Raw genomic sequence first — 12,837 nt, forward strand, 5'->3', positions numbered from 1 at the left:
TCGCTAAATGAAATCGAGAAGCATTTTGAAAAATAAAATGCGTGAAGAGAGTAAAAGAATAATTTTTTGAGGAATAATTTGGGCGTTTAGATAGTGTGTTTTTCGGCATATATTTACTGTTATTTATACTATAAAGATAAGAAAAAATAACCAGTAAACCTAATGAATACAAGGAAAATAGGTGTTTTTTTTTGGAGTTTTGTTGCCCTATAATCCTAATTTGTATGCCAATAAAATCTATTTTTTTCGGGTAACTGGAATGTCTAGAATTACTTTTTCAAAAAGTAATTCTAAGACAAAAAATCTTTAAACCATAATCCCGAATGCTTGATGGTTCTTTGCTGTGTGTCGAAATCGACATGTATTAGTCCAAAGCGGGCGTTGTAACCTTCAGCCCATTCAAAATTATCAGTAAGCGTCCAGACAAAATAGCCGTCAACGTTAAGACCGTCTTTTTTGGCTTTGAGTATTTGTTCTAAATGATCCTGAATGTAATGCGTGCGTTTGATGTCGTATACCTTTCCATTTTTTAGTGTGTCTGGAAAGGCAGCACCATTTTCGGTAATAATGATCTTTTTGATGCCTTTGTAGGCGTTAAATTTTTTCAGGACCTCATAAAGAGCAGGAGGGTAAACTTCCCATCCCATGTCGGTTGAAATAACATTTCTTTTTTCGGCACTGATCAGTTCGGCACCAATGTAAGGAATGAGTAAAGACGATTTTACAACTTCACGAGTATAACATTGCAGGCCTATAAAATCAAAGTCAAAAGACAAATTGTTGAGATCATCTTCTACAATATAAGCATTTAGCTTTTTTAATACCGGCAAATCGGCCTGTGGGTAGCCTAATCCTAAAATCGGTTCAATAAAAGTTCTGTTTAATAGCGTGTCTACTCTTTTTGCCGCTTCGACGTCTTTTGAAGATTGTGTTGCCGGCTCGATGTGTGTACAGGAAAATGTTGTTCCAATATGAGCGTCCGGTATATGGTTTCGTATTATTTTGGCACCTGCAGTTGTAGCTAAAGTTACATGATGCATGGCTTTCAGGTAATTGGTAATGCCTTTTTTTCCCGGAGCATGAATGCCCAGAAAATATCCTGCCCCTATAAAAACCGAAGGTTCATTGATAACCATCCAGTTTTTAACACGATCACCAAAGTTTTGTACACAAACTTCAACGTACGCTGAAAACCAATTAACAGATTCGCGGTTGGTCCAGCCTCCTTTTATTTCTAATTCATGAGGTAAATCCCAGTGATAAAGTGTAATCCAGGGTTCTATTCCGGCAGAGAGCAGTGAATCAATAATTTTGTTGTAATAAACTATTCCTGCCTCATTTACTGGAAGAACTCCAGTAGGCATAATTCGAGGCCAGCTAATCGAAAATCGAAAATTCGGAATGTTCAGATCACGGATTAAGTCGATATCGCTTTGATAAGAATTGTAAAAATCGCAAGCGGTTAAGGCGTGGTGTCCGCTTTTTATTTTTCCTTTTTGAGAAGTAAAAACATCCCAAATAGAACGTCCTTTGCCATCGGAATCAGGAGCGCCTTCAATTTGGAAAGCGGCGGTTGAAACACCCCACAAGAAATCCTCTCCAAATTGGTTTTTGTGCAAAAATGAGGTCTCAACTTTATTCATTCAATTGTACTTTCCTTTTTTAAATTGTAATTTGTTAATGAAGGAAAGATGATTGCATTGCTCTTAAAAAAAGCCATTCTTTGAATGAAACCAGAAAATTTAGATTAAAGAATTTCATAATATTTAGTTTTATTCAAATTAATAAAACTAATGTGAATTAAACGTAAAGTGGTTGTTATCAAATGATTAAATGATTTTGATTTGCACTAAAAAGATTAATCTTCCCAACCGCAAAGGCTAAGTCCAAGACCTTGTGCGCGCTTCACGGAGATTTTGGTAACTTCACTACGGCAAGAGGTCAGACCACGGCAATTTTCATTGTAATGGTATTTTTTAGCCCCTGTTGGACCGCAGATAAATACTTTGGCTTCAAATGAATGAAAAGAGGTTAAAAATATAAAAAGTAAAGTGTATTTCATAAGAATAGGTTTTTGGGAAATTGGTTACTGAACGACTAGTTGATAAGTATTACCTTTTAAATCTTTCGCATTTAGTTTTCCATGTTCTATCCATTCTGTTTTAATTTCGAGATTAGGAATAGTATCAAACTTTAAGATTCCTGCGCCATATTTTCCTTTTACATTGATGTTTCCAAAAACCGAATCTCCCTTAACATCAACCCCTTTTACGTTGTAGTTGTATTCATAATTCCCTGAAGTGCCTGTTCGGTATTTATATTGATATTCAGTGTCTACGTGGTAGGTTTTGGCTTCTTCGGGATTAATAGTCTGGCGATCTGCCGGAGTAATTACCTCCTGATAAAAAGTGTTTATTTTTTGAGGAGGTAATTTTTTGTGGCAGGAGCTCATTCCTAGTGTTAGAAACAGGAATGAGATTTTATAGAAGATTCTATAATTATTAAGCATATTTTTTTAATGTGTTTAAAAGCTAGAATCCATTATTGTACTTCACATTAAAGGAATGATCCGACATAAATAACAATCCGAAAAATTCGAAGAAAGCCAGTATCGAAGGGATTAATGTCCAGCAGAATAAGATATACATTATTCCTTGTGTTGATTTTCCTAAATAGAATTTGTGAATTCCAAATCCTCCAAGAAAGAAAGTTAAAATTGTTGCAGTTAGTTTACTTTTCATAATTTACATTTTAGATAATATTTCTGTTTTTTTTGAGTCAAATTCTATTTGCGAAATGATTTCGCCTTCCAGTAATTTTTTGAGTTTGTTAAGTGTTTCAATAGGATCTTCTTTTTGCTCTGTACTTTGAGGAGCTAATGTTCCGGTATTTACAGTTATTCCTCCTCCGGCAATCGCTCTCTTGTTTTCAAGATCGTGTTCGCGTCTGTAAACAATCATTTCTTCTTCTTTTTCCTGAGCAAATTGATACAATTTTCTAGCCTGTGACTTTGGTAAATAATCAAGCATGTTCATTTTTCCTGTGGTCGTCTTCATCGTAAAAGTTGCACCCATAATTCCTTCCTTCATGTGACAATCTAAAATATCTTTCCAGGCATAATCCTGAAAATCCATTGACAAACCTAAATTTTTCGGCCTACAGAAGATTATTCTTTTGTTCGTTAGGGCAATACAGTCGGGTGATAAATTTAAGGCTGGTTTTTTTTGCACTGCTATGTATTCTACTTGTTCACCTGATGTGAGTAATCCATTGACTTTGGTTAATAGTTTTTCAACTGCTTTTGGGTCTTGTTCTTCGTTTAAGAATTTTTTTAAATCGTTTATCATAATTGGTTTTTTAAAATTATTATTTGCGTTCGGGTAATTCTAATAATAGCTGATCTGGACGAATCATTCTTTTATTTTTATCAAATGTAGTTTCATTAAGAATCAGTATTTTACGGAAATCCATAATCTGGAAAATTTATAATTGGACCATAAAAAAAGCCCCCGAAGGAGCTTTTAAAATTTATAATGAAAAACAAGGGACTTCTAGATAATTCCCATGTCTTTGGTAATCGTAACCAAATGAATCGTATTGTTTGCCTTAAAAAAGTCTTTTAGTTTAGAGATTCTTTTTTCGATTGCACTTTTACTGTTGGGTTTTACGCCCATCTCTTTGAAGGTTTCTATGATATCGTCCTGCGGTGATCCCAGTGACAGATGTTTTAAGATGAGTATGTCTAAATCATCGATTTCGAAGTTGCTTTTTTCCTGAAGTGCAGAAGCAACTTCGGGTGAGATAAACTTTTGATCTGAAGTCGAGATAATGTTGATCGCTTTTTTTAGTTCTTCAATACTATTGAGGCCTTTTGATACAAAAGCATCCACTTTTGCATTGTCAAAAAGAGATTTAATCCGGTAGTTTTTATCTTCAACCGAATAAGCAATGATTTTAATGTTGGGTTGTAATTCACGCACTTTTTGAACCAGTTCATCACCATTAACAATTTTTACTTCGCGGTGATCTGTTTTGAAGGAAAGGTCACTAATTAACAAATCGTAGGGTTCATTATCCTGAATTGCTTTGCGTATTTTTAGAAAGGCTTCATCACAATATTTTGATTGTTGAAAATTGATAATATTCAAATCCTTTAAGACTTGTTCGATTCCTAAATTCATAGTATCAAGGTCTTCGGCAACTATTACTTTTTTAAACATAGAGTTCTTATTTAGGCAGTGTTATTTTTACTTTAAAACCTTTATTGGGTTCAGTGTCAAAAGTAATAGTTCCTTTTATGGCCCGAATACGGTTTTCCATATTTTGAAGACCATTTTTAATAATTTTATCTTTTTGACAGCCTTTTCCGTTATCGGTGTAGTCGATAAGTATTTTGTTAGTCGCATTTTCAAATTTTAGAACCACTATCGATGCCTCGCTGTGTTTTTTCATATTCACCATTAATTCCTGTAGAACGCGATATACAGCAACCTTTTTAACGTCGTCGATGAGGTCCCAGGTTACTTTTTCGATATTATTAATAATAACGTTTGTATTAGGGCTGTTATAAGTCGAAAGCATTTCTTTTAAGTTGACGGCATAATTTACTTTAGTATCGATTTCATTATTCTCTCTTGAGATTCTGCGAACCCTATTGTAAATATGATCCAGTTTTTGAATTAAACTGTCTTTTACATTGGTACTTTCCAAAGGCTGTGTTTGGGTAAAGGTGATGGTGTTAAAAACATCATTTGCCAATTCATCGTGGATGTCTTTGGCAATTCGGGTTTCGGTATCGTATGCCGCTGTTAATTTTCCGATTCGGTTTCTGTTTTGATAAAATTTTCTCAAATACAGTAAGGAAAGGATCAAAACAGCAATTCCAAGGATAAAAAACAACCTTTGGTATTTGGCTTCCTGAATTGACAATAAGTTCTCGGCTCTTTCTAAACGAAGTTTTTGATTTTCGTCTTTTTCTTTTTTGGAGTCGTACTTTATTTTGGCAAATTTATTTTTAAAGTTGTTTCGGATTTTAATAATACTGTCGTTTATGAAAACGAACTTTTGAGCATACTGCACGTTTTTAATTCCTGAATCATTAGAAATTAAAAAGGACAAAGCCCTTAAACGTTCGTCAACACTATTGAAATGTGTAGCAAGCTGATAGGCTGCCTGAGCATATTGGTTTGATTTTTCAGGTTTTGTTTTGGCATAGATTTCAGCTAGATGCAAATTACTTTCAATGCTTCTGTACAGATCGTTGGACTGTTTTCTCAGTTCAAAACCTTCATTTACTAACGAAAGCCCTTTTTGAGTTGCTCCGTTCTTGAAATAGGCAAAACCAAGATTATCCAGAATACCGGCTTTTTTGACAAGATCTTTATCCAGTGTTTCATTTTGGAGTAAAGGTTCTAAGATTTGGATTGCTTTATCGTATTTTTTCTGTTGAATATAAACGACTGCAATATTATTTAAAGGAGACTGTTTACAGCTATCATCAGTACAATCTTTTAAGGCCGCCTGATAATAAAAAATAGCATCATTATAAAGTGAAAGCTCTTTGTCTGCAATTCCAAAAAAGTTGTTAATCGCAGCACTGTATACGTCTTTCTTTTTAATGAAGGGTAAAGCCTCAGTCAGTGTTTCTTTACTACCATAATAATCACCGTTTATTTGTTGAATAGTAGCCATCTGGATAAGATTGTACACCACATTGGCACTGTCTTTTATTGCTTCGGAGGCTATTTTCGATTTGTTAAATTGGTAGAATGCCGTATTAAAGTTTTTGTTTTGAAAACTAATCCTTCCTTTATTGACATAGTCTATAGCATCTTCTCTGATGGATGAAGCATTAGAAGTAGGGATGGTTTGCTTTTGACAGGAAAGAAGCAGCAGGAAAAATAAAAAATAAAAAAACGGGGATCGTACCATAAAAGTTACTTTCCCCGAAAATACTAATTAATTATTAATGAAATATCTTACTTCTCCATTATTTTATTGGTGGAGGTGGTGGCGGTGGTGGAACTGTTATGGGTAAATCTCCGGGACCATCAGCGTATGCAGGTATTGTAGGTTTCTCATTCGTTTTTGCCGTATCGTAATCGTCAGCAGTGCAAGAAAATAAAGTGGTACTAAGAAGCACAATTGCTCCCATCAAATATAAATTTTTCATGATATTTAGATTTAAAAATTAGATGTAGCATGCCCTGTTCAGAACTCTTCTGAATCTTTTTATGGCCATGCCAATTTTGTTGGGAAGTGAAGTGCGTAGACAGTAAAATTTTCATTTATACTTCCCGGGATAAATTCCGTTTTACGGTTTTCCGCACTTTTTAATTGAACTAGTTTTGTACTTTTGTTTTTGACCTGCAGATCAAAATGTTAACTGATTCTGAAGGCAAAGTAACGACGCTTGTAAGCCTGTATTGACAAGGAATTCCGGGAATTCCGATGTATTTTTTAAAGTCCTTATAATTCCGTAAAAGTCCTTGAAAATCCAATTGACAAATCCTTAAAAATCCTAAAAACCTATGCCAAACAATACTTTTGAAGATTATAAAAAAGCGGTTAAAAAGAAATATGAGATAGAAAAAAACGGCGACAATTTTGTTTATTTGAGTGGTCCTACCAGAGCAAAACTGCGTAATTTGTGTTGGGAGTTATTTCAGCAGCAAAACAGAAATCAGGATGATTTAAATGTTTTTAGTTCTTTATTGGGACTAGCTTTTGACGTGAATAAAAAGAATAGGTTTGAGGAGCAAATCGATAAATTCAGACCGATTGAAAATTTTTTTAAAGGAAAAACAGATCCCGCAAATTTGGAAGCAATAAATATGGCTGCAATCCTGGTTGATTTTAAGGCAAGGCCTTTTACTAAATTTAGAATTCAGGAGTTATTTGAAGAGGAAGATCCAATTGAAGATGAAGATCGAATTGAAGATGAAGATTCGATTGAAAATGAAGAAAAAATAGAAGTATTGAATCCACAAAAGGAACTAAGTGAGGGTTCTGTAATTCTGAACAAATTTCTGGATAGAAAAGAAAGGGAAAAAGTAAACGGGACAGAGGAAATAAATGGTATTGAAGTTATAAAACCACAAATCAACTCATTTGTAAATTTAAGCACTAAAAAAAGTACTAAGGAAAGTACGAGATTTATATTTACGGAAAGAATACAACGTACTATTATAGGTATTGTTGGTATTTTGTGTTTAATAGGTTTAATTACTTATTTCGCTTTTCCAGATAAGGAATGTATGCAGTGGTCAGGGGATCACTATGAAATGGTAGATTGTGATTTAAAAATACAAGGTTTTGCTAAATCTGCTAATATTGAAATAATAGACCCAACGCTTGTCAATCTTAAAAAGATTAAGGTTTGTGATACGACCACTTATTTTGATAAAAACGGAGTGGCGATTATATGGTATGCTAAGACGGCAAATGGAGTTGAATTTTTTGATGCACACGGTAGACATCCGGAAAATAATAGTCCGTTACGACCTGTGACACATTACATCCTGAATAAATATGTAAAGAGGTAAATGAGTTCATTAGAAGATTAAATAAAAAACGGAAATAACTTTTAAGAAAGTCATTTCCGTTTTTTATTCCTTTGAATTTGGAATGTCGGATTACGAATATTTAGGTGGATAGTGTGAGTCCCTTTGTTTTGAAATTACTGAAAAGAACCTGTCTGGCACTGCTAATCGTTTCTTCGGTACGGTAAATGCTGCACCAGAATTTTATTTGCAGTTTGAATTTTCCATCAGAAATGGCGCTGTAATAAATTTGCGGAACTTTGGTAGTATTGACCAATGCCATACTTTCAAGAGACTCCAGAATAATCGCATTGATTGCTTCCGGCATAACATCACCTGTAACTTCAGCAGTAATTTCAACGAGTTTAAAATTGTCGGTATACGTCCAGTTCGTAATATTTTGGGATAACAAATTACCATTTGGAATAATGATTTCGGCACCGTTTGAAGAGTTGATTTTGGTGGTACGCAATCCCATCGATTTTACTCGGCCAGATTCAGAACTAATGTCGATTACATCTCCAATCTGAATTGGTTTGTCAAAAATAAGGATGATACCCGAGACGAAATTATTAACGACATTCTGAAGTCCAAGCCCCACACCAACACCCAAGGCTCCCAGTAGAATGCTCAGTTTGTCCAGAGGCATTCCCGAAGCTGCTACGGCCAAAAGATAACCACTTATTAAAACCACAAGTCTTGTAATCAGTAATTTAGAATGCTGTCTTTTATTGATGGTTTCTTCGTTTTCATCGTCAATTTCTCCAAAGAAATAAGCGACATAATTTTGTAATAAATGTGCGACCCAAATGATGATAAAAAACAATACTATATTTCCTAAGGTAAAAGTGATGCTTCCAATCGTATTTGGATGACTTAGTAACGAACCCAAACCGGTGCGCAGTGATTCCCAAATGTTTAAATTGGCCGCGATAACCACAATCCACATATAACTGATGACGATGATGAATGGTCTTTTTAGTGTATCAGATAAGCTTTCATGATCAAAGATTTTCTCGATACCACGTTTAATACGGGTGGTGTAAATTTGTAAAAGAATAATTTCGAGTACAATTTTTAAAAGTACACTCAATGCCACAATCTGTGTTAGCGATATAAAAGCGGTAAGACTTAACATATTGGCAAGCGAAACCCTTCCGAGAACATTATCGAAAATGGATAAAGCATTCAAACCAATAAAAATGATGGTGGCCCATTTAAAAAAGCCTTTGATGTACAACTGATCTTTTAATGTTTTAATCTGTACGAAACCATAGCGGATTCCGAAGAGGTTGATTACAATAAAGGCACAACGTTGCATAAAACCAACAGGGATAAACAAGTCTAAGAAACACAGCATAAAAAACAATACCAAAAGAAGTAACCAGTTGCGCATGGCAACGGCCGACCATTTGTTTTTAAAAAGTACTGTAAGTAGTCCGAGAAGAACCAGCTGAATCGATTCAATAAACAGGGCCGGAGCATATAAATTGCTAACTACAGCAATGTTAAGACCAATGACAGCGACCGGAATAACAACGCCTCTATTGATGTATTTGAAGTTAAGCTGAGACAGGTTTTCGGCATGTGCATTACTGTTGAGGTATTTTAAATTGCGGGAAATGTACCAACCCAATATTCCCATCAACAAAAGTAATGTGATTAAGCCACCCGCTCTGTAACTCAAGTAATATTCCGCAACGTTTTCTTCAATTATTATTTTGGCTTTAATGTTTTTGCCTACTATTTTTTTTGCTGTAGAATCACTGGTACTCCATAAAACAGGATATTCTTTTTTGAGCATACTGATTCCGGATTTTTCCAGTTTGCTTTCTACCGTAATTAAGGCATTAGAGACCGCAATTTTTCTTTCAACAGTTAATTTTTTATTATGGTTTAAGATACTTTGGTTTTTGGTCATCAGACTATCTGTACTCAGGTATCTTTTTTTCAGATTTGCAAATTCCTGTTTAAATTGCTTACGGCGAACGGTATCTTTCAAAAGTCCCATCAGGGTTTTATCCTTACGCAAATCAATTACTCTGTTTTTGATTTTTTCAAGTGCCAGATTACGGGAATTGATAGCTGTATTTTGTTCGTCCAGTTCCAGCTCAATTTCTTTGAGTACAATGCGATACATTTGCTGGTTGCGCACATTCGGATTTGCTCCTTTTAGACTGGCCAGAATTAGATCAAGTTTATTTTGCGTTCCTTTGATTTCACCAAATAAACGATGGCTGTTTCCATCAAATTCGGTGTCGTTATGCGCAGATTCCAAAACTTCTCCGGCTTTTTCGATGGCCATTAGATAGTCACTGTCTGTAGTGGTTTCTTCAAATAGTTTTGGTTTGGTTTCTGTTTTCGGAGGAGTCGTTTGAGAATAAGCAATCGGTGTATAAAATAAGACAGCCAGTAAGGCGAGTACACCGATAAAATTTCTTTTCAGGATCATAATTTGGGATATGAATTAAGGTTCAAATGTAATTTTTTTTAAAGTATTTATAATGTCGGATGCAAGAAAATTTGATTAAAGGAGATCTAACAGTTTTACATAAAGTTTTATTTTGTTTATTTATGAAACACATAGAAACATAGATTAAGAATGCTTAAAAAGTCGTTTCACTTAACAGAAATTCTCATAGGCAGACGATATTTAGGAATTTTTAGTTTCGTTATAGAGTATAAACTATGTGTGAAAATCATGATTTTTTTGAATAGTCTTCACGAACAATAATTAAACCTATGTTTCTATGTGTTTCATAAAATGTACGCTGAACAATTTCCAAAGATCTAAAAATATTATATTCGTAGTATTGTAACCGAAATACCAAAACAATTCGAAAATGGAAAATATTACTGTAATCATCATGTTACTATTTGGAGTCGCTTTTTTGAGTCTCGTTAGTAAAAAATACAATTTTCCAATTCCCATTGTACTGGTACTTTGTGGTGTGGTGATTAGTATTATTCCCGGACTTCCGGTAATTGCTTTGAGCCCTGAAGTGGTTTTTATTATCTTTTTACCACCGCTTTTATACCACGCCGCCTGGTACACAAGCTGGTCCGATTTTAAACAAACGATTCGGCCTATTACTTTGGCAGCGGTAGGTTTGGTGTTGTTTACCACAGTGGCGGTAGCAATTGCAGCACACTTGCTCATTGACGATATTTCCTGGCCTTTCGCTTTTCTATTAGGAGCGATAGTTTCACCTCCGGATGCCGTTTCTGCAACTTCGATTACCAAAGGATTGGGTTTGCACCCCAGATTGATTGCCATTCTTGAAGGCGAAAGTCTGGTGAATGACGCCAGTGGTCTGGTAGCTTACAAATATGCATTAACCGCAATTACAGCGGGTAATTTTGTGCTCTGGCAGGCGGGGTTAAACTTTGTTGTAATGTCGGTAGCGGGAATTGCAATTGGTTTGGCTGTGGGGTATATCATGTGTTATATTCACAGGAGATTTGTTTGCGATGAGGTCATCGAAGCCACTTTGACTTTGCTAACGCCTTTTGCCTCTTATTTAATCGCAGAACATTTTGAATGCTCGGGAGTTTTGGCCGTAGTCGCCACCGGACTTTATTTGTCAGCTCGATCGGGAACTATTTTTACGCACGAAAGCCGAATTATGGCCGGAACAATTTGGAGTGTTTTGACTAACATTTTAAACGGCTTGATTTTTATTTTAATCGGACTGCAGCTGCGACAAATTATTGCCGGAATAGGGGATTACTCCGGTTGGTCCCTGTTTGTTTGGGGTGCTTCGATAAGTGTAGTGGTGATTTTGGTGCGGTTTTTATGGGTGGTTCCGGCAACCTTGCTTCCTAGAATGCTTAGTAAAAGAATCCGTCTCAAAGAAGAATTTGATTATCGCAACATGATTATTTTCGGCTGGTCCGGAATGCGTGGAGTAGTATCCATGGCGGCCGCGCTGGCCTTACCGTTAATGATGAACAAAACAACCGAATTTCCTTTGCGAAACCTCATCATTTACCTGGTTTTTTGTGTGATACTCTCGACTTTGGTTATTCAGGGACTTACTTTGCCGTGGCTGATTAAAAAACTAAAAGTGCAGCCCTATTCGATTCTTGCCGAAGAATATGAGATTCGTAATACCATCGTTTCGCAAACCATAACCCATATCGAAGATAATTTTTCTTTGCTTAATGATGACCTGCTCCACAACATCAAAAGCAAATACGAAGTTAAATTCAACCGCCTCCAGAAAACCGAACTCCCAGCTAATTTCTTCGGAAAAGGAAATGTTTTAGGAGGGGAGATTTTCAACGACTTCACCAAACTCCAAATTGATCTTCTAAACGTAGAACGCGCCAAACTGGAACTCATGCACAAAACAGGCTCTGTTCACGAAGAGATTTTCAGGAAAATTGAAAAGGAACTGGATTTGGAAGAGACAAGATTGTGGATGGAGATGTATGAGGAGTGATTTTACTTTTTGTAACATAAAGTTTTATAATAGCGATACAAATGGTCGTAGATAACAAGTTCATATACTCTTTGTTTAGAAGTATATTGCCTGTTAATCATCATGTGGATATGGCTCGATAAGAAATCATCTATGGGAATTTGAATTTTATCGATTATTTCAAAAACCTTTTTCTGGATAAGATTTGATTTTCTATTGACAATAGAAAAGATTTCAGGAAAGTTATCCTGATTTTCAGCTTCCAGAAAAAGTTTGATTTGCGGATACAGTGATCGGTAATTGATATCCATTTCCTTTTTCTGAATTTTACCTATTTCAAATTCTTCTTTAAAAGCAATTTGAAGTTTATCCATTAAAATTAATTTTTCCAAATTTGACAGCCTGAACGAATTAAGGAAAGAGTCAACCATCAAAAGACTAAAAAAAATAGGCGTTTCTTTCGCTATGAAGGAAGTTTTCAGACTCAGATAATTTAAAATCATTTTACTGTCTTTCCAGAATAGAAATTCAGAATCATAGATGGTCTTTTTACCATACCGTTCAATTTCTCTTTGATAGGTATCGGTTTGGATTCTCCAAATTATATTTTCATCCAGAAGTTCTTTAAAAATAGGATAAAATGAATTGATAAGTGCTGTCATATTTTCAGCGTCGTCTATTAAAAAACGAATTCGCAGATGTTCCTCAGGATCCCGATATCTAATAAAAAACCACTTTTGGATTTTTTTCTTTTTTTCTAAGTAGGTTATAACAGGGGCTAATTTTTCAATTAAAATATAATCGGCTGTTTTTACACCGGTATAAATTTTATAATACAACCACTGACTGCCTAAACAAGAATTTCTCTGCAT

The 12,837-nt window shown here is 35.1% G+C and carries 12 protein-coding genes; 2 read left to right on the plus strand and 10 right to left on the minus strand.

Translation table 11 applies throughout. The features are described from left to right. Nucleotides 1–290: 290 nt before the first annotated feature. The 8 genes from FLA105534_RS12290 to FLA105534_RS12325 all read right to left on the minus strand — a co-directional run bounded on the left by FLA105534_RS12290 (nt 291) and on the right by FLA105534_RS12325 (nt 6,172). Nucleotides 291–1,643, minus strand: a complete 1,353-nt coding sequence (locus FLA105534_RS12290; protein WP_173966417.1) for a GH1 family beta-glucosidase — start codon at nt 1,641–1,643, stop codon at nt 291–293. A 215-nt stretch (nt 1,644–1,858) separates the two neighbouring features. Beyond that, nucleotides 1,859–2,062, minus strand: a complete 204-nt coding sequence (locus FLA105534_RS12295) for a hypothetical protein (protein ID WP_173966418.1) — start codon at nt 2,060–2,062, stop codon at nt 1,859–1,861. 24 nt (nt 2,063–2,086) lie between these two features. After that, nucleotides 2,087–2,509, minus strand: a complete 423-nt coding sequence (locus tag FLA105534_RS12300) for a hypothetical protein (protein WP_246253231.1) — start codon at nt 2,507–2,509, stop codon at nt 2,087–2,089. A 22-nt stretch (nt 2,510–2,531) separates the two neighbouring features. Continuing rightward, on the minus strand, nt 2,532–2,741 hold the full coding sequence (locus FLA105534_RS12305; RefSeq protein ID WP_173966419.1) for a TM2 domain-containing protein: 210 nt from the start codon (nt 2,739–2,741) through the stop codon (nt 2,532–2,534). 3 nt (nt 2,742–2,744) lie between these two features. Then, nucleotides 2,745–3,347 (minus strand): PH domain-containing protein, encoded by a 603-nt coding sequence (locus FLA105534_RS12310; RefSeq protein ID WP_173966420.1) that lies wholly within the window; start codon nt 3,345–3,347, stop codon nt 2,745–2,747. A gap of 204 nt (nt 3,348–3,551) precedes the next feature. After that, nucleotides 3,552–4,220: a response regulator transcription factor gene (locus FLA105534_RS12315; protein WP_173966421.1), complete on the minus strand. Its 669-nt coding sequence runs from the start codon at nt 4,218–4,220 to the stop codon at nt 3,552–3,554. A gap of 7 nt (nt 4,221–4,227) precedes the next feature. Further along, complete coding sequence (locus tag FLA105534_RS12320; protein WP_173966422.1) at nt 4,228–5,931, minus strand: tetratricopeptide repeat-containing sensor histidine kinase; 1,704 nt, start codon at nt 5,929–5,931, stop codon at nt 4,228–4,230. 58 nt (nt 5,932–5,989) lie between these two features. Next, nucleotides 5,990–6,172 (minus strand): hypothetical protein, encoded by a 183-nt coding sequence (locus FLA105534_RS12325; RefSeq protein ID WP_173966423.1) that lies wholly within the window; start codon nt 6,170–6,172, stop codon nt 5,990–5,992. Between the two features lie 358 nt (nt 6,173–6,530). On the opposite strand from FLA105534_RS12325, the gene FLA105534_RS12330 reads away from it, so the two are divergent. Continuing rightward, the gene (locus tag FLA105534_RS12330) at nt 6,531–7,544 is read left to right on the plus strand and encodes a hypothetical protein (RefSeq protein WP_173966424.1); all 1,014 of its coding nucleotides are present in this window, start codon (nt 6,531–6,533) and stop codon (nt 7,542–7,544) included. Nucleotides 7,545–7,644: 100 nt separating this feature from the next. Here FLA105534_RS12330 and FLA105534_RS12335 read toward each other — a convergent pair whose 3' ends face one another. Continuing rightward, on the minus strand, nt 7,645–9,993 hold the full coding sequence (locus FLA105534_RS12335) for a mechanosensitive ion channel family protein (RefSeq protein ID WP_173966425.1): 2,349 nt from the start codon (nt 9,991–9,993) through the stop codon (nt 7,645–7,647). 391 nt (nt 9,994–10,384) lie between these two features. On the opposite strand from FLA105534_RS12335, the gene FLA105534_RS12340 reads away from it, so the two are divergent. Continuing rightward, nucleotides 10,385–11,986, plus strand: a complete 1,602-nt coding sequence (locus tag FLA105534_RS12340; RefSeq protein ID WP_173966426.1) for a Na+/H+ antiporter — start codon at nt 10,385–10,387, stop codon at nt 11,984–11,986. A gap of 2 nt (nt 11,987–11,988) precedes the next feature. Here the strand turns inward: FLA105534_RS12340 and FLA105534_RS12345 are convergent, their stop codons facing one another. Beyond that, a complete protein-coding gene (locus FLA105534_RS12345) occupies nt 11,989–12,837 on the minus strand; it encodes a thiopeptide-type bacteriocin biosynthesis protein (protein ID WP_173966427.1) in 849 nt (282 codons plus the stop codon).

Source organism: Flavobacterium collinsii (assembly GCF_902804485.1).
Classification (GTDB): Bacteria; Bacteroidota; Bacteroidia; order Flavobacteriales; family Flavobacteriaceae; genus Flavobacterium; species Flavobacterium collinsii.

What these genes read in the sequence shown, in the direction of transcription:
- FLA105534_RS12325 (WP_173966423.1), bottom strand. Translation starts at nt 6,172, where the DNA reads ATGAAAAATTTATATTTGATGGGAGCAATTGTGCTTCTTAGTACCACT.
- FLA105534_RS12305 (WP_173966419.1), bottom strand. Translation starts at nt 2,741, where the DNA reads ATGAAAAGTAAACTAACTGCAACAATTTTAACTTTCTTTCTTGGAGGA.
- FLA105534_RS12330 (WP_173966424.1), top strand. Translation starts at nt 6,531, where the DNA reads ATGCCAAACAATACTTTTGAAGATTATAAAAAAGCGGTTAAAAAGAAA.
- FLA105534_RS12315 (WP_173966421.1), bottom strand. Translation starts at nt 4,220, where the DNA reads ATGTTTAAAAAAGTAATAGTTGCCGAAGACCTTGATACTATGAATTTA.
- FLA105534_RS12295 (WP_173966418.1), bottom strand. Translation starts at nt 2,062, where the DNA reads ATGAAATACACTTTACTTTTTATATTTTTAACCTCTTTTCATTCATTT.
- FLA105534_RS12345 (WP_173966427.1), bottom strand. Translation starts at nt 12,837, where the DNA reads ATGCAGAGAAATTCTTGTTTAGGCAGTCAGTGGTTGTATTATAAAATT.
- FLA105534_RS12310 (WP_173966420.1), bottom strand. Translation starts at nt 3,347, where the DNA reads ATGATAAACGATTTAAAAAAATTCTTAAACGAAGAACAAGACCCAAAA.
- FLA105534_RS12290 (WP_173966417.1), bottom strand. Translation starts at nt 1,643, where the DNA reads ATGAATAAAGTTGAGACCTCATTTTTGCACAAAAACCAATTTGGAGAG.
- FLA105534_RS12340 (WP_173966426.1), top strand. Translation starts at nt 10,385, where the DNA reads ATGGAAAATATTACTGTAATCATCATGTTACTATTTGGAGTCGCTTTT.
- FLA105534_RS12320 (WP_173966422.1), bottom strand. Translation starts at nt 5,931, where the DNA reads ATGGTACGATCCCCGTTTTTTTATTTTTTATTTTTCCTGCTGCTTCTT.
- FLA105534_RS12335 (WP_173966425.1), bottom strand. Translation starts at nt 9,993, where the DNA reads ATGATCCTGAAAAGAAATTTTATCGGTGTACTCGCCTTACTGGCTGTC.
- FLA105534_RS12300 (WP_246253231.1), bottom strand. Translation starts at nt 2,509, where the DNA reads ATGCTTAATAATTATAGAATCTTCTATAAAATCTCATTCCTGTTTCTA.